11 protein-coding genes are annotated in these 15,682 nt (G+C 70.3%); 6 read left to right on the top strand and 5 right to left on the bottom strand.

Annotated elements, in window-relative coordinates:
- Positions 1-193 precede the first annotated feature (193 nt).
- The 6 genes from ABIA71_RS19240 (at position 194) to ABIA71_RS19215 (ending at position 7,561) form a co-directional block, all read left to right on the top strand.
- Positions 194-493, top strand: coding sequence for a hypothetical protein (locus ABIA71_RS19240; RefSeq protein ID WP_354287406.1), 300 nt, complete (start codon positions 194-196; stop codon positions 491-493).
- Positions 494-590: 97 nt separating this feature from the next.
- Positions 591-3,341, top strand: coding sequence for a magnesium-translocating P-type ATPase (mgtA, locus tag ABIA71_RS19235; RefSeq protein WP_354287405.1), 2,751 nt, complete (start codon positions 591-593; stop codon positions 3,339-3,341).
- Positions 3,341-4,078, top strand: coding sequence for an MgtC/SapB family protein (locus tag ABIA71_RS19230; protein WP_354287403.1), 738 nt, complete (start codon positions 3,341-3,343; stop codon positions 4,076-4,078). Before mgtA ends, ABIA71_RS19230 begins: the two co-directional genes overlap by 1 nt.
- 84 nt (positions 4,079-4,162) lie before the next feature.
- Positions 4,163-5,221, top strand: a complete 1,059-nt coding sequence (locus tag ABIA71_RS19225) for a sensor histidine kinase (RefSeq protein WP_354287401.1) — start codon at positions 4,163-4,165, stop codon at positions 5,219-5,221.
- Positions 5,214-5,849 carry a response regulator transcription factor gene (locus ABIA71_RS19220; RefSeq protein WP_354287400.1) on the top strand — a complete coding sequence of 212 codons (636 nt, stop codon included), beginning with the start codon at positions 5,214-5,216 and terminating at the stop codon, positions 5,847-5,849. Before ABIA71_RS19225 ends, ABIA71_RS19220 begins: the two co-directional genes overlap by 8 nt.
- Before the next feature lie 143 nt (positions 5,850-5,992).
- Positions 5,993-7,561: a thioredoxin family protein gene (locus ABIA71_RS19215; protein ID WP_354287398.1), complete on the top strand. Its 1,569-nt coding sequence runs from the start codon at positions 5,993-5,995 to the stop codon at positions 7,559-7,561.
- A gap of 869 nt (positions 7,562-8,430) precedes the next feature.
- Here ABIA71_RS19215 and ABIA71_RS19210 read toward each other — a convergent pair.
- The 5 genes from ABIA71_RS19210 to ABIA71_RS19190 are packed head-to-tail and all read right to left on the bottom strand — an operon-like array spanning position 8,431 to position 15,674.
- On the bottom strand, positions 8,431-9,192 hold the full coding sequence (locus ABIA71_RS19210) for a 2,3-dihydro-2,3-dihydroxybenzoate dehydrogenase (RefSeq protein ID WP_354287396.1): 762 nt from the start codon (positions 9,190-9,192) through the stop codon (positions 8,431-8,433).
- Positions 9,189-13,136, bottom strand: coding sequence for a non-ribosomal peptide synthetase (locus tag ABIA71_RS19205; RefSeq protein ID WP_354287394.1), 3,948 nt, complete (start codon positions 13,134-13,136; stop codon positions 9,189-9,191). Before ABIA71_RS19205 ends, ABIA71_RS19210 begins: the two co-directional genes overlap by 4 nt.
- A complete protein-coding gene (locus tag ABIA71_RS19200; protein WP_159496836.1) occupies positions 13,133-13,399 on the bottom strand; it encodes a phosphopantetheine-binding protein in 267 nt (88 codons plus the stop codon). The genes ABIA71_RS19205 and ABIA71_RS19200 overlap by 4 nt, the downstream gene beginning before the upstream one ends.
- On the bottom strand, positions 13,396-14,031 hold the full coding sequence (locus tag ABIA71_RS19195; protein ID WP_354287392.1) for an isochorismatase family protein: 636 nt from the start codon (positions 14,029-14,031) through the stop codon (positions 13,396-13,398). Before ABIA71_RS19195 ends, ABIA71_RS19200 begins: the two co-directional genes overlap by 4 nt.
- Positions 14,031-15,674 (bottom strand): (2,3-dihydroxybenzoyl)adenylate synthase, encoded by a 1,644-nt coding sequence (locus ABIA71_RS19190; protein WP_502961285.1) that lies wholly within the window; start codon positions 15,672-15,674, stop codon positions 14,031-14,033. The genes ABIA71_RS19195 and ABIA71_RS19190 overlap by 1 nt, the downstream gene beginning before the upstream one ends.
- Positions 15,675-15,682 lie beyond the last annotated feature (8 nt).

Below are 15,682 nucleotides of genomic sequence, written 5' to 3'. Positions count from 1 at the left end.
GCCAGGCGCACTGCGTCGCCGGCATCGCCCCTTCCACTACCGGACATTCCCATGGATCCCGACCCCGATCCTGCCGGGTGCCGCGCGCCCCTGGTTCCGCCCCTGCCCTGTTCCACCCCGGCGTCCGGCCGGCGGCGTCCGCACGTCTGAGTGCCGGGCGGCCGGCGGGCGCTGCCTGCCCGGAGGCCTTCCGATGCACTACAAGATCCTCTACATCACCCTGCGCCGCCTGATCCTCGATCGCGACGTGGCCGGCCTGCGCAGCCAACTGCTGCAGCACGGTGCCCCGCTGTTCGCACGCGCCCTGGCCCTGGGCTCCGAGCGTGTCATCGCTGACGCCCTGAGCCTGCTGCCGATCTCCGAACGCCTGCACGTGCTGCGCCACCTGCCCGCCGCCCTGCGCAGCGCGCTGCTGCCGCTGTGCTCGCGCGGCAGCCCCGGCCCGGCGCGCCCGCGCTGGTCGTTTCCCATCGCGCACGTCCAGCACGCCTGATCCCCGCCGCGACGGCCTGTCCTGACGGCCGCGCGCAGCCCTGCGTCCCGACCCGTGCCGTCCTGCACGGCGCCGACTGTTTCTCAAGGAGTTCCCCATGACCCTGCTCAACGCATGGTTCGATGCTTTTCTGCGCAGCCGCCGCGCCGCCAGCCTGTTCCGTCGCCGCGCCCTGCCCGACGCCGGCGTGGGTCGCGGCGCGGCAGGCGCAGTCCCCACCGACTTCAGCGATGCCCTGCGGCGATTGGCACAGGTGCCCGTGGCAGCTGCGCTGGCGGCGGTGGCGTCGCACCCCGACGGGCTGGCCACCGACGAAGCCGATGCCCGGCTCGCCCGCGTGGGCCCCAACGAGATCGATCACGAAAAGCCGCTGCCGTGGTGGCGCCACCTGTGGCAGTGCTACCGCAACCCGTTCAACCTGCTGCTCAGCCTGCTGGCGGTGGTGTCCTGGCTGACCGAAGACGTCAAGGCCACGGTGGTGATCGGCACCATGGTGGTGTTGTCCACGCTGATCCGTTTCGTCCAGGAAGGCCGCTCCAACCGCGCGGCGGAGCGGCTCAAGGCGCTGGTGGGCAACAACGCCCGCGTATTGCGCCGTCCCGACGGCGATGCTGCAACCGCGCAGCACACCGGCTCCGAGCCGCGCACGCCGCGTCCCGCGCAGCAGCGTTCGCTGCCGATCCGCGCATTGGTGCCCGGCGACCATATCGTGCTGTCGGCCGGCGACATGATCCCCGCCGACTGCCGCGTGCTGAACGCCAAGGACCTGTTCGTGGCGCAGGCGGCCATGACCGGCGAATCGCTGCCGGTGGAGAAGTTCGCCGCCCCCGACCCCATCCAGGCCAACCTGCTGGAGCAGCCCAACCTGTTGTTCATGGGCACCAACGTGGTGTCCGGCTCGGCCACCGCCGTGGTCCTGGCCACCGGCAACCGCACCTGCTTCGGCACCATTGCCCAACGCAGCACCGCCACCGAACGCGCGCCCACCGCGTTCCAGGCCGGGGTCAACAGTGTCAGCTGGCTGCTGATCCGGTTCGCCCTGGTGATGGTGCCGTTCGTGCTGCTGGTCAACGGCGTGACCAAGGGCGACTGGACCGAAGCCTTCCTGTTCGCGCTGTCGGTGGCGGTCGGGCTCACCCCGGAAATGCTGCCGATGATCGTCACCTCCACCCTGGCCAAGGGCGCGGTGCTGCTGTCGCGGCGCAAGGTGATCGTCAAGCGCCTGGATGCGATCCAGAACTTCGGCGCGATGGACGTGCTGTGCACCGACAAGACCGGCACCCTCACCCAGGACCGCATCGCGCTGGAGCGGCACACCGATGTGTTCGGCAACGACTCGCAGGACGTGCTGGCGTTCGCCTACCTCAACAGCCACTTCCAGACCGGGCTGACCAACCTGCTCGACCGCGCCGTGCTGGAGCACGTGGAACTGCAGACCGAGCTGCGCCTGGCGCAGGACTACCGCAAAGTGGATGAAATCCCGTTCGACTTCGAGCGCCGCCGCATGTCGGTGGTGGTGTCCGAGCGCGACGACCACCACGAACTGGTGTGCAAGGGCGCGGTGGAAGAGATGCTGGCGGTGTGCAGCCGCGTGCGCGAAGGCGGGCAGGACCTGCCCCTGGATGCGCAGCGGCTGGCACGGGTGCGCCAGACCACCGAGGAGCTCAACGAACAGGGCCTGCGCGTGGTGGCGGTGGCCATGAAGGAAGTCCCCGCCACGCGCGAGGTGTATTCGCAGGCCGATGAGCAGGACCTTACCCTGCTTGGCTACGTAGCCTTCCTGGACCCGCCGAAGGAATCGACCGCGCAGGCGCTGCAGGCGTTGGCCGGGTTGGGCGTGGAAGTGAAGGTGTTCACCGGCGACAACGAACTGGTCACCGCGCGGGTGTGCGCCCAGGTGGGGCTGCACGCCGACGGCATCGTGACCGGGCCGCAGATCGACCGCATGGACGAGTCTGCGGTGGCCGACGCGCTGGGCCGCCACCGCGTGTTTGCCCGGCTCACGCCCCTGCACAAGGAGCGCCTGGTGCGCGCCCTGCGTGCACAGGGCAAGGTGGTGGGGTTCCTCGGCGATGGCATCAACGATGCGCCGGCCCTGCGTGCTGCCGACATCGGCATCAGCGTGGACAGCGCGGTGGATATCGCCAAGGAAGCGGCTGACATCATCCTGCTCGAGAAGAACCTGATGGTGCTCGAGGAAGGCGTGGTGCAGGGCCGGCGCACCTTCAGCAACATGCTCAAGTACATCCGCATGACCGCCAGTTCCAATTTCGGCAACGTGTTCTCGGTGCTGGTGGCCTCCGCGTTCCTGCCCTTCCTGCCGATGCTGCCACTGCAACTGCTGGTGCAGAACCTGCTGTATGACATCTCGCAGATCGCCATTCCGTTCGACAACGTCGATGAGGAACTGGTGCGCAAGCCGTTGAAGTGGAACCCGGCCGACATCGGGCGCTTCATGGTGTTCTTCGGCCCGATCAGCTCGATCTTCGACCTGAGCTGCTTCGCGCTGATGTGGTACGTGTTCGATGCGCGCACGGCGGCCGACCAGAGCCTGTTCCAGTCCGGCTGGTTCGTGGTGGGCCTGCTGACCCAGACCCTGATCGTGCACATGATCCGCACGCCCAAGGTGCCGTTCGTGCAGAGCATCGCTGCCCCGCCGCTGCTGTTGATGACCGGGCTGATCATGGCCATCGGCGTGCTGCTGCCGATGAGCCCGCTGGCCGGCTACTTCAAGCTGCAGGCACTGCCGCCCGGTTACTGGCCGTTCCTGGTCGCCATTCTGTTCGGGTATGCGGTGCTGACCACGCTGCTGAAGAAGGTCTACATCCGTCGCTACGGGTGGCAGTAATGGACTTCAACCCGCACCTGCCGGCGTTCAACGCCGGGGCCACGATCAGCACCCTGATCAGCCTGGGTACGGCCTTCGTGCTCGGCGCGGCGATCGGCCTGGAGCGGCAGCTGCGCCAGCGCACTGCCGGCCTACGCACCAACACGCTGGTGGCGGTGGGCGCGGCGGTGTTCGTGGACCTGGCCGTGCGCTTTCACGACCTGTACGGCGGCCCGCCCTCGCCGCTGCACGTGGTGGCGTACGTCATCTCTGGGGTGGGCTTCCTGGGCGCCGGCGCGATCATGAAGGACGGTGCGCAGGTGTCCGGCCTGAACACCGCTGCCACCCTGTGGGGCTCGGCAGCCGTGGGTGCCTGCGCCGGCATCAAGCTGCTGCCTGAAGCGCTGCTGGCGGCGCTGTTCGTGCTGGCGGCCAACACGCTGTTGCGGCCGGTGGTCAACCGCATCCAGCGCCAGCCGGTGGAAGAATCCTTCAGCGAGGCGACCTACGCGGTCACGGTGGTGTGCCAGCGCGAGCACCAGGCCGACGTACTGGACCGGCTGCTGGTGCTGCTGGAACAGGCGCATTACCCGGTGCGCGCGGTCGACCCGCGCCCGTTCGGCGAGCGCGACGTGGAGATCGAAGCGGTGCTGTACGCGACAGCCGTGGACGCCGCCGAACTGGACGCGGTGCTGGCCACGCTTGCGGGCCTGCCCGGCGTACTCCAGGCCTTCTGGAATGCCACGCTGGAGGACTGACACCGGCCGGCCACGGCCCCGATGCTATGCTCGGCCGCGTCGAACCACGCGGCGCTTGTCCACGTTTTCCACGGAGCCGTTCCGATGCTGTCTTCCTCGTCGCGTCGCACCGTTGCCCTGCTCGTGCTGGGCGTGGTGATGGCTGCGATCTTCGCCGCCGATACGCTCACCGACTATGCGGTGGCCGCCGCCTGCTTCTACGCGGCGGTGATCCTGGCCGCCTCGCGCGTGCTGTCGGCTCGGGGGCTGGTGCGGTTGGCCGCCCTCTGCATCGGGCTGACCGGGCTCAGCTTCTTCCTGACCCGCTTCGGCACGTACCGCATTGGCCTGGTGAACTCGGCAATCGGCATGTTGGTGATCGGCATCACCACCTGGCTGGCGCTGAAGATGGAAGCGGCCAAGGCCGCCGTGCAGGACGCGCAAGCCCGGTTGCTGCGGGTGGCCCGCGCTTCCACCGTGGGTGAGCTGACCACCTCCATCGCGCACGAAGTGAACCAACCGCTGGCGGCGATCGCCAGCAGCGCCGAAGCCAGCCAGCGTTGGCTGGCCCAGGATCCGCCCAATGTGGAGAAGGCGCGGCAGACGCTGGCGCGGATCCTCGCCGATGCGCACCGGGCCAGCGACGTGATTGCCCGCGTGCGCGGGTTGACCCGCGGCGCGGTGCCGGAGCGGCAGGGGTTCGACCTCAACCAGGCGTTGCTGGAAATGCTGGCGCTGTCGCACAGTGAACTGGAACAGCATGCGGTCACGCTCAGTACCCAGCTGGATGACGCGTTGCCGCCGGTATTCGGCGACCGCGTGCAGGTACAGCAGGTGATCGGCAACCTGATCCTCAACGCGGTCGATGCGATGGCCGAGGTGCCGGCGGGCAACCGTCGGCTGGTGCTGCGCAGTTGGCGCGCCAGCCCGACGCGGGTGGCGATGAGCGTGCGCGACCACGGCAGCGGGCTGCCACTGGACGCACCGGAGCGGGTGTTCGATGCCTTCTGGACCACCAAGTCCGGCGGGCTGGGCCTGGGCTTGAGCCTGAGCCGCAGCATCCTGGAGGCCCACGACGGCCAGATCCGGGCCGAGCCGGTGGCCGACGGTGGCGCCTGTTTCGTGTTCGAACTGCCGATCGATGACGGGGGCTCGCATGGTTAGGCCGACGCCGCCGGACGCTTCGCCGGCGCCCATCGTGTACGTGGTGGACGATGATCATTCGGTGCGCGCCGCCCTGGAGGACCTGTTGGCCTCGATGGGCATGCAGGTGCGTGCCTTCGATTCGGTGGCGGCCTTCCTGCAGCATCCCCGCGTGGACGCGCCGGCCTGCCTGGTGCTGGACGTGCGCATGCCGGGCCAGAGCGGGCTGGAGTTCCACCGGCAGATGGCCAGCCATGGCCTGCACCTGCCGGTGGTGTTCATCACCGGCCACGGCGACATCGCGATGGGCGTGGCGGCCATGAAGGAAGGGGCCATCGAGTTCCTGACCAAGCCGTTCCGTGACCAGGAGCTGCTGGATGCGATCCACCTGGGCATCGAGCGCGACCGCGAGCGGCGCCGCGATGACGCTGCGGTGGACGTGCTGCGGCAACGTTGGGCATCGCTCAACGACGGCGAGCGCGACGTGGTGGGCGGCGTGGTCCGCGGCCGGCTCAACAAACAGATCGCCGCCGAGCTGGGGGTGAGCGAAATCACGGTGAAGGTGCGCCGCGCCAACGTGATGCGCAAGATGCAGGCGCGCACGCTGGTGGATCTGGTGCGCATGTACGACCGCCTGGGGATCGGCTGAGGCCCGCCCGGTCCGCCAGGGTGGCCGTCATCACCAGCGCGACTGGGCAGATGAGCAATCGGCATCAGCACGCCTGCGATGCGGGCACCGTCGCTTCCTAGAATGCGTCATGGCCGCTGCTGCGGCACCCCTTCCTGCCGTGGATGCTGACCATGCGTGCTGCCCTGCCCTTCACCCTGCTTGCCCTGTGCACCGCGCTTCCCGCCTGCCAGCAGGCCCCGTCCGCCAGCCCGGTGGCCAGTGCGCAGGCCGCGCCCGTTGCCGAGGAAATCGCCTGGCGGCACGGCGATGTCGAAGACGCGTTCGCCGATGCGCAGCAGAGCGGCAAACCGGTGCTGCTGTACTGGGGTGCGGTGTGGTGCCCGCCGTGCAACAAGCTCAAGGCCACCCTGTTCCGTGACCCGGCGTTCATCGCGCTGACCCGGCAGTACGTGCCGGTGTACCTGGATGGCGACTCGGAAGGTGCCCAGGCACTGGGCGAGCAGTTCGGCGTGCGCGGCTACCCCACGCTGATCGTGCTGGACCCGCAGCGCCACGAAATCACCCGACTGGCCGGCGGCAACGACAGCGCCGAACTGACCCGGGCGCTGCGCCTGGCGGTGAACCGGCGCACCGCCGTGGCCGACGTGCTGCGGGTGGCGGTGGTGTCGCCGCAGCGCGTGTCCGAGGACGACTGGCGGGTGCTGGGTGATTACGGCTGGGAGGTGGACGCCAGCCGTCTGGCCGGCCAACGCGATCCGGTGGCGCTGCTGCGGCAGCTGGCCGCCTCCGCGCCGGACCCGGCCCTGCAGCGCCGTTTCGGGCTGCTGGCACTGGGCGTCGGCAGTCCCGGCAAGGACGCGCCTGCACCCAGTGCTGCCGAACGCGACGCAACCCGCACCCTGCTGACCACGGTACTGGCCGCGCCGGCCGAAGTGCGTGCCAACCGCGATCTGCTGGGCTACCAGGGGCCCGCGCTGGTGGCGCGGGCCGCCGCCACGCCGCAGCAGGCGCAGCAGCTGGGCACCCAGTTGCTGGCGGCACTGGAGCGCGCCGATGCCAGCCAGGACAACGCCGCCGATGCGCGCCTGTCCATCGTGACCACCGAGCTGACGTTGTTCAAACAGCAGCATCCGGACACCGCCGTGCCGCCGACGCTGCAGGAAAAGGCGCACGAACGCGTGGCCGCCGCCGATGCAGCGGCCACGACCGCGCACGAGCGCCAGGCCACCATCAGCAGCGCGGTGTATGTGCTGCGCGAGGCCGGCGATGATGCAGCGGCCGAGGCGTTGTTGCGGGCCGAACTGGACCGAAGCCAGACGCCGTACTACTACATGCCCGAGCTGGCCGAACTGGCCGAGGCACGCGGCGACAAGGCGGCTGCGGTGGACTGGCTGCGCAAGGCCTACGAGGGCGCGCAGGGACCGGCCACGCGGGTGCAATGGGGCGTGTTGTATGTGGAAGGCCTGGTGCGGCTGACGCCGGACGATGGCAAGGCCATCGAGCAGGCAACGGCGCAGGTGATCGCCGAACTGGACGCGCAGCCGGCGGGCTACCACCAGCGCACGCGGCAGCGCTTCGAGCGGCTGGCGACCACCCTGCAGGCATGGAGCCGTGCGCACCATGGCGCTGAAACGCTGGGCCGGTTGCAGGCACGCATGGGCGAATCGTGCGCCAAGGCCGCACCGGGCGCGGACGCCGGCGCGGCGTGCAACCGCTGGTTGAAGGGCTGACCGCCTGCGCGGACGGTAGCCGGGCAGAGCCCGGCGCTACGCGGTGTCGGACGAGCGCGGAGGTGTCGGGTGATCACGGAGGTGTCGGGTGATCACGGGGGTGTCGGACGATCACAGGGGTGTCGGACGATCGCGGTGCCCCCGACGACATCGGGTGCCCCGACGGTAGAGCCACCCCATGGGTGGCTGCAGAGCAACCCAACACGCGCGCGAACCGCAGCCGGGCAGAGCCCGGCGCTACGCGGTGTCGGACGACCGCGGAGGTGTCGGACGATCGCGGCGCCCCCCGACGACATCGGCCGCCCCGACGGTAGAGGCACCCCATGGGTGGCTGCAGAGCAACCTAACACGCGCGCGAACCGCAGCCGGGCAGAGCCCGGCGCTACGCGGTGTCGGACGACCGCGGAGGTGTCGGACGATCACGGCGACATCGGGCGACCCCGGACATGTCGGGCGAACCCGGCGACGTCGGGCGCCCCGACGGTAGAGCCACCCCATGGGTGGCTGCAGAGCAACCTAACACGCGCGCGAACCGCAGCCGGGCAGAGCCCGGCGCTACGCGGTGTCGGACGATCACGGACGTATCGGACGATCACGGCGCCCCCCGGCGACATCGGGCGCCCCGACGGTAGAGCCACCCCACGGGTGGCTGCAGAGCAACCCAACACGCGCGCGAACCGCAGCCGGGCAGAGCCCGGCGCTACGCGGTGTCGGACGACCGCGGAGGTGTCGGGTGATCACGGGGGTGTCGAACGATCGCGGCGCCCCCCGGCGACATCGGGCGCCCCCTCCGGTAGAGCCGACCGTTGGTCGGCTGCAGATCATCCGAACGCGCGCATGACCAAATCCGGGCATCGCCCGGCATCTTCTCACCCGCGCAACGTGGCGCCGCCGTCTACGTACAGATCACTCATGGCGATGTGGCCAGCCTGGTCGGACAGCAGGAACATCACCGCCTGGGCGATGTCCTCAGGACTGGCCAGCTTGCGCAGCGGAATACCCGCCTTGTAGGTGGCCGGATTGCCCTCGATCACGCGCTGTGCGCCCTCGGCGTCCTCCCACATGCCGGTCTGCATCGGGGTCAGCGTCGAGCCCGGTGCGACGATGTTGCAGCGGATGCCATGGGGAGCCAGTTCCAACCCCAGGCAGCGGGTGAACATGGTGGCGGCCGCTTTCGATGCGGCATAGGCGGCCATGCCATGCCGCGGGACCCCAGCGGCATTGGAACTGACGGTGACGATGGCGCCCTTGCCGCGTGGCGTCATCACCCGCGCCAGGGCGCGCGACAGGTGAAACACCCCGTCGGTATTGACCGCGAACACGTGGCGCCAGTGCGCGTCGTCGATCCGGTCGACCGTGCCCACCTGCAGCACACCGGCAACGTTGATGCCGAAGCCCACCGGCCCCAGCGTTGTTTCGGCCCAGCTGACCAGCGCGTCCACGGCACCGGCATTGCTGACGTCCACTGCCCTGGCGTGCAGGTTCGGGTGCGTCGGCAGCGCGGGCGCTGCCAGGTCCGTGGCGACGACCACGCATCCGCTGTCCAGCAGCTGCTGCACCAGCGCCGCGCCGATGCCGCCGGCAGCGCCGGTGACCACGGCCAACGTGCCGTCGAATCCGGTGAGTTTCATGTGGGCTGTTCCTGTGCGGGCATAGGGGTATGGATGGGGTCGCTGCGCTGCAGCCGCGCCGACACCCAGGGGGCGATCTGTGCGACGGCATCGCGGCCGGTCAGCTCGGCATGCACGAACGGCAGTTCGATTGTCTCGACCGTGGCCGCGTGCGGCGCCCACAGTGACGCCTGCAGATACGGGCGCGCGGCGTGGTCGCGGCCCGCGCGCACATGGCTGAGCACGCCGCGGTACGGCGCGTGATGGTGTGCGCGGATCAACCGGTTGGTGCCGGTAACCGCGCGGACCACGCCGTCCAGCACCGGTTCGGGCAGGTTGCCCAGCGCGCTGTCGCCGCGGCGCAGGAACGCCATGATGCGCGCGCGGCTGTCCAGCTCGGGATGCGCATCGGGATCGTGCCCGGCGATGGCCAGCAGCGCACGCAGCGCCGCGATCGGGTCCGGTTCGGGTTCGGCCCGCCAGCATTCGCTCGGATAGGCATCCAGCAGGACCAGTTCCCCGACGCTGCGGCCCAGTGCCTGCAGGCGCACGGCCATGGCCTGGGCGATGATGCCGCCCACCGACCAGCCCAGCAGGTGCACCGGCCCGTTCGGATGCAGGGCCACCACGCGTGCCACATAGTCCGCGGCCAGGGCGTCGATGCTGTCGGGCAGCGGCTGCGCGGCATCCAGTGCAGGCGACTGCAGGCCATGGACGTCGCGTGCCGGCTGCAGCGCACGGGCCAGGTCGCGGTAGTTCCAGGCGATGCCGCCGGCGGGATGGACCACGAACAGCGGTGCCCTGCCCGGCTCGCCGCGCGCCAGCTGGATCATCGGCGACAGGCCGTGGTCGGTGCCGTGTTCCGGGGCGTCGAGTACGCTCGCCAGTGCGGCCACCGTGGGATGGGCGAACACCGCGCCCAGGCCCGGATCGCGCTGCCAGTGCTGCTGGATCGCCAGCAGCAGGTGCACCGCCGACAGCGAATCACCGCCCAGACTGAAGAAGTCCGCATCGGCGTTGGGCGCAGTATCCAGGCCCAACGCCTGGGCAAACAACGCGGCCAGCTGGCGCTCGCTGTCGGTGGCGGGCGCGCGGCCCGACACCGGGCCCAGCGTTGGCACCGGCAACGCGGCACGGTCCAGCTTGCCGTTTGCCGTCACCGGCCAGTGCGCCACCACGACCAGCGCGGCAGGCACCATGTAGTCCGGCACGCGTGCAGCCAGGCCGGCGCGCAGCGCCACCGGGTCCAACGCCACCCCGGAGACATACGCCACCAACCGCCGCTCTCCGGGGCGGTCTTCGCGCAGCAGCGTTTCAGCGCGTTCCACGCCGGGCTGCAGGCGCAGCGCGGCATCGATCTCGCCCAGCTCGATGCGCAGCCCGCGAAGTTTTACCTGGTGGTCGCTGCGCCCGAGGTATTCCACGGCACCGTCGGCACGCCAGCGCGCTACGTCGCCGCTGCGATAGATCCGTTCACCGGCCACGTGCGGGTCGGCGAGGAAGCGCTCGGCGCTCAGGTCATCGCGGCCCAGGTAGCCACGCGCCAACTGCACGCCGCCCAGGTACAGGTCGCCGGGCACGCCGGGCGGCAGCGCCCGCATGCGCGCGTCGAGCACATACAGGCGGGTGTTCCAGACCGGGTAGCCGATCGGCACCGGCCTGCTGCGGTCGTCGCGGCCCGCCGGCCACCAGCTCACATCGACAGCGGCTTCAGTGGGGCCATACAGATTGTGCAGCTCGGCATCAACGGTCGCGTGGAAGCGGTCGCGCAGGGCCGGTTCCAACGCCTCGCCACTGGTGAACACCTGGCGCAGCTGCAGGCCGCGCGCGGCGGGCACGGCCAGAAACGCATCCAGCATCGACGGAACGAAATGCACGACGCTGATCCGGGCGCGGCGGATCAGGTTGGCCAGCGCCACCGGGTCGCGGTGCAGGTCGGGCGGCGCGATCACCAGCGTGGCCCCGCACAGCAGCGGCAGGAAGAATTCCCAGACCGAGACGTCGAAGGTGGCCGGCGTTTTCTGCAGGATCCGCGCATCGGCGCCGATGCCGTAATGGCTGCGCATCCATTGCAGGCGGTTGACGATGGCGCGGTGCTCCACGAGCACGCCCTTGGGCTCGCCAGTGGAGCCAGAGGTATAGATGACGTAGGCCGCATCCTGCGGCTGCACGCTGTCGGGCAGTTCGCGGGCATCGCCTGCGCTCCACTGCGACGGTGCCAGCACGCGATACCCGGCAAAGCGCGCTGCCGCCGTGTCGTCGGCCAGTATGCCGCTGGGCTGGGCAGAGGCCAGGATGCGGCCCAGCCGCTGGTCCGGATGGCCCAGGTCAACCGGCAGGTAGGCCGCGCCGGCGCGCAGGATCGCCACCAGCCCGATCACCAGGTCCAGCGAGCGTGGCAACGCCACCCCCACGCGGGATTCGCGGCCCACGCCCATCGCCTGCAACTGCAGTGCCAGTGCCCGGCTGCGCTGTTCCAGCTGCGCATGGGTGAGCCGCTGCCCATCGAACTCCAGCGCGATGGCGTCGGGGTTGGCACGCATGCCGTCCAGCAGCAGTGCCACCAGTGAGACATCCGGCAGCGGCCTGGCCGTGGCGTTCACCTCGAACAGGTAGCGCTGCGCTTCGGCCGGCGTGGCCAGCGCGATGTCGTCCATGCGCAACCCGCGGTCATGCACGTCCAGTGCAGCGTCGATGAAATGCAGCAGCCGCGCGGCATGCGCCTCCACCTGTGCCGGATCGTACAGGGCAGGGTTCGCTTCGATTTCCAGGTCGAGGTGGTGCGTGCCGTCGCCGCGGAAGCCGAACGTGATGTCGTCCACCGGGCCGGTGCCCAGTACGTCCAGCCGCACCTGCACGCCCGCCAGCGGCAGCGCCCGGTAGAACGGCTGCACGTTGATCATCGGCCCGTGCAGGCGGTGCTGGCTGCCCACCAGACCCAGGTCGCGGCGCAGCTGTTCACCACGGTAGCGGCCGTGGCGGCGGGCGCGCAGCAGGTCGCGTGCGGTGGCCTGCACCGCCTCGGCCAAGCCGACGTCGCGGGCGGCCACGCGCAGCGGCAGCACGTTCATCACCATCGCCGGCACGCGTGCGGAGGCATTGCCCAGCCGCCCCATGAACGGCACGCCCAGCACCACTTCATCCAGTGCACTGAAGCGGCGGCAATACTCGGCAGCCAGCGTGGTCAGCAGGTCCGGCCACGGCTGGCCGATCTGCGTGGCCACCGCGAGCAGCCGGCGGCGCAGCGCCGCAGGCAGGTCGCAGACGTGGCGCAGCGCATCGGCAGCCGCCGGCGCCGTCGTGCCCGCCAGGCATTCGGCGGCCGGTGCACCGGCCATGTACTGCTGCCAGTAGGCGGCATCGGTGGCGCGGCGTTCGCCGTGGCGGTAGTCCAGATCATCGGCCAGGACCGGCGCCAACGGGGCAAGCGCTGCCGCATCGGCATCCCCGCCGGCATACAGTGCGCTGACCCGTTCGCTGAACAGCGCCATGCCGTAGCCATCGGTGGCCAGGTGGTGCACGCGCAGGTACCAGAGATGCCGCGCGTCGCCCAGCACGAACAGGCGCTGCTGGGCCAGCCGGTCGCGCGCCGGATCCACCGCGCGCAGGCGGTCCTGGTCCATCGCGGTGCGCGCGGCCGCCGCCGGGTCCGGCAGCGCGGACAGGTCCACCACCTCCAGCAGTGGCACATGCGCGGGCACAGGCCATTGCTGCGGCACGCCGTCGGCGCTGTCGGCAATCCGCAGCGCCAGCGCCTCGGCCTCGTGCGCGGCGGCGTTGGCTGCGGCTACGAAGCGTGGGACGTCCAACGCGCCGTCGATCCACAACGCATGGGCGGTGTTGAATGCCGCCGGCGCAGCGGCCAGTCGCTGCGCATACCACAGCCCGGTCTGCGCTTCGCTCAGGCCCTGGGGGTGCGTCTGCGCGTGTGCGTCGGTTGCGTCCGCGCCCTGCCCTGCCTTCATGCGCGGGCAGCGCTGCCCTGCAGCCGCTGCACCACGCCCCACCAGCCGGCCAGCGTGGCGTGCTCGGCCAGGTGGCTGAATTCCAGCGCGATGCCGGTGTTGCTCCAGGCCAGCACCAGGCCCAGCACCCGCATCGAGTCCAGGCCCAGGTCGATCAGGTTGTCGTCGTCACCGATGGTCTCGGGCGATTCGCCCAGCATGCCGGCCACGTCGGCACGCATGCGCGCCAGGTCAAGCGGGAGGTCGTGTACGGGAGTGTTCATGCCAGGGCCTTCAACAGCTGGTCGGTGGTCAGGGGCACGCCACAGGTGCGCGCGATCAGGTGCAGCGCCAGGTCATGGTCGGCGCGCGAGAAATCGGCCACTGCATCGGCGGCGATGAACGCCTCGATGTCGCGCTGGAACGCCTCGGTCACGGTCGCCGCGCAGCCGATGTGCGCATACACACCGGTCACCAGCAGCTGGTCGCGGCCACGGGCACGCAGCATCGTGTCGAGGTTGCTGCGCTGGAACGCGCTGTAGCGGTGCTTCACCAGCACGTGGTCGCCGGGAGCCGGCGCCAAGGCGGCAACGATGGTTTCGTGCTCGGCGGTGGCGCTCATGCCCGGGCCCCACAGGTCGGCCTGCAGCCCGCGGTCGCGGCGGTCCTGGTTGCCGCGCTGGGCCGTGTAGAACACCGGGATATCGCGCGCACGGCAGTGCGCCAGCAGGCGGGCGATGTTGGCCACGGCCGGCGCAAGCGGTGCCGCGTCGGCGGCGAATGCGGCCAGGAAATACTGCTGCATGTCATGCACCAGCAGCGCCATGCGCTCGGTGCGCGGCACCCAGGGGCCGCGCGGCGGGGGCAGTTCACCGGCCAGCGGCAACGGATACGGGGCAATCTTCGGCAGCGCCATCAGCGCGGGTCTCCTGTCTGTTCAAGGTAACGCGCGCGCAACTGCGCGCGCAGTTCGCGGCGGCTGATCTTGCCCACCGCGGTGGTGCCGAAGGCCGCCACGAATACCACCTGGTCGGGCACCTTGAACGCGGCCAGGCCGCGCCCGCGCACCCAGGCCTTGAGGCTGGCGGCGGTGGGCGGGGTGCCGTGCGCAATGACGAACGCGCAGCTGCGTTCCCCCAGGAAGGCATCCGGCATGGACACCACGGCGGCATCGAATACGTCGGCGTGGGCCAGCAGATGGTCTTCGATCTCCTCGGCGGAGATCTTTTCGCCGGCCCGGTTGATATGGTCCCCCGCCCTGCCCTGCACCACCAGGTAGCCCCCGGGCAGCTGCTGCACCATGTCGCCGGTGCGGTAGTACCCATCTTCGGTGAAGGACCGTGCGTTGGCGGCCGGGTCGTTGTGGTATGCGCGGATGGTGTACGGGCCCCGCGTGAGCAGGTGGCCGATGCCGCCTTCGGCGACCGGATGGCCGTGGTCGTCCACCACCAGCACCTCGTCGTCGGGCGAGATCGGTCGGCCCTGCGTGCCCACCACCACCTCCAGCGGATCGTGCAGGCGGGTGTAGTTGACCAGGCCTTCGGCCATGCCGAACACCTGCTGCAGGCGGCAGCCCAGGCTGTCGATCACCCGTCGCGCCGCTTCGGGCACCAGCTTGGCGCCGCCCACCTGCAGTACCTGCAGGCTAGTCAGGTCGTGCGTCGTAGTGGCTGCGGCCTGCGCCCACAACAAGGCCAGCGGCGGCACCAGGCCCACGCAGGTGACGCGCTCGCGCGCGATCAGCGGGAAGGCCGCGTCGGGTCCGGGGCCCGGGCTCATCACCACGCGCGCACCGGCATACAGCGCACCCAGGAACCCGGGCGAGCTCATCGGGAAGTTGTGCGCCGCCGGCAGCGCGACCATGTACACGCTGTCGCGGGTGATGGCGCAGATCTCGTTGCTGGCGCGGAACGAATAGATGTAGTCGTCGTGGGTGCGCGGAATGAGTTTGGACAAGCCGGTACTGCCGCCAGACAGCTGCAGGAACGCCACCGATTGCGGATCCGGATCGGGCGGCAACAGCGCCGCATCGCCCTGCAGGCTGTCCACCGCGCCGAACTCGGCGGCGTCGCCGACGATCAGCACGTGCTGCAGCGCTGGCAGCAGCGCCTGCAGTTCGCGCGCCAGCATGCGGTAGTCGAAGCCGTCCTGCCTGTCGGCGGCGATGTACCCGCGCGCCTGCGCCTTGTGCATCACATGGCTCACCTCGGTGATGCGGTGTGCCGGCAGCGCGTACACGGGGATCAACCCGGCCCGGAACAACCCGCAGACCACCGTCACGAAGGCCGGCGTATTGCCCAGCTGCACCACCACCCGATCGCCGGGTACCAGACCGCGCGCCAGCAACCCCGCACCGATCCGGCCGGCCTCCTGCCAGAGGGCTGCGTAACTCAGCCGTACCTCGCCGCCGACCACGGCGATATCATCGGCGAACTGCACGGCGCGCTCGCGCAGCACGCCAGGCAGTGTTTCGCCGCGCCAGTACCCTGCGGCGCGGTAGCGCGCCACCAGCGCCGGCGGCCAGCTCTGGCGAAGCGGTACCCGTGCGGGGGAAGCCATGTCATTCA

The organism is Stenotrophomonas sp. 2619, from assembly GCF_040548725.1.
In the GTDB taxonomy this organism is placed as follows: domain Bacteria; phylum Pseudomonadota; class Gammaproteobacteria; order Xanthomonadales; family Xanthomonadaceae; genus Stenotrophomonas; species Stenotrophomonas maltophilia_AP.
This window is presented reverse-complemented; position numbering and strand designations above follow the sequence as displayed.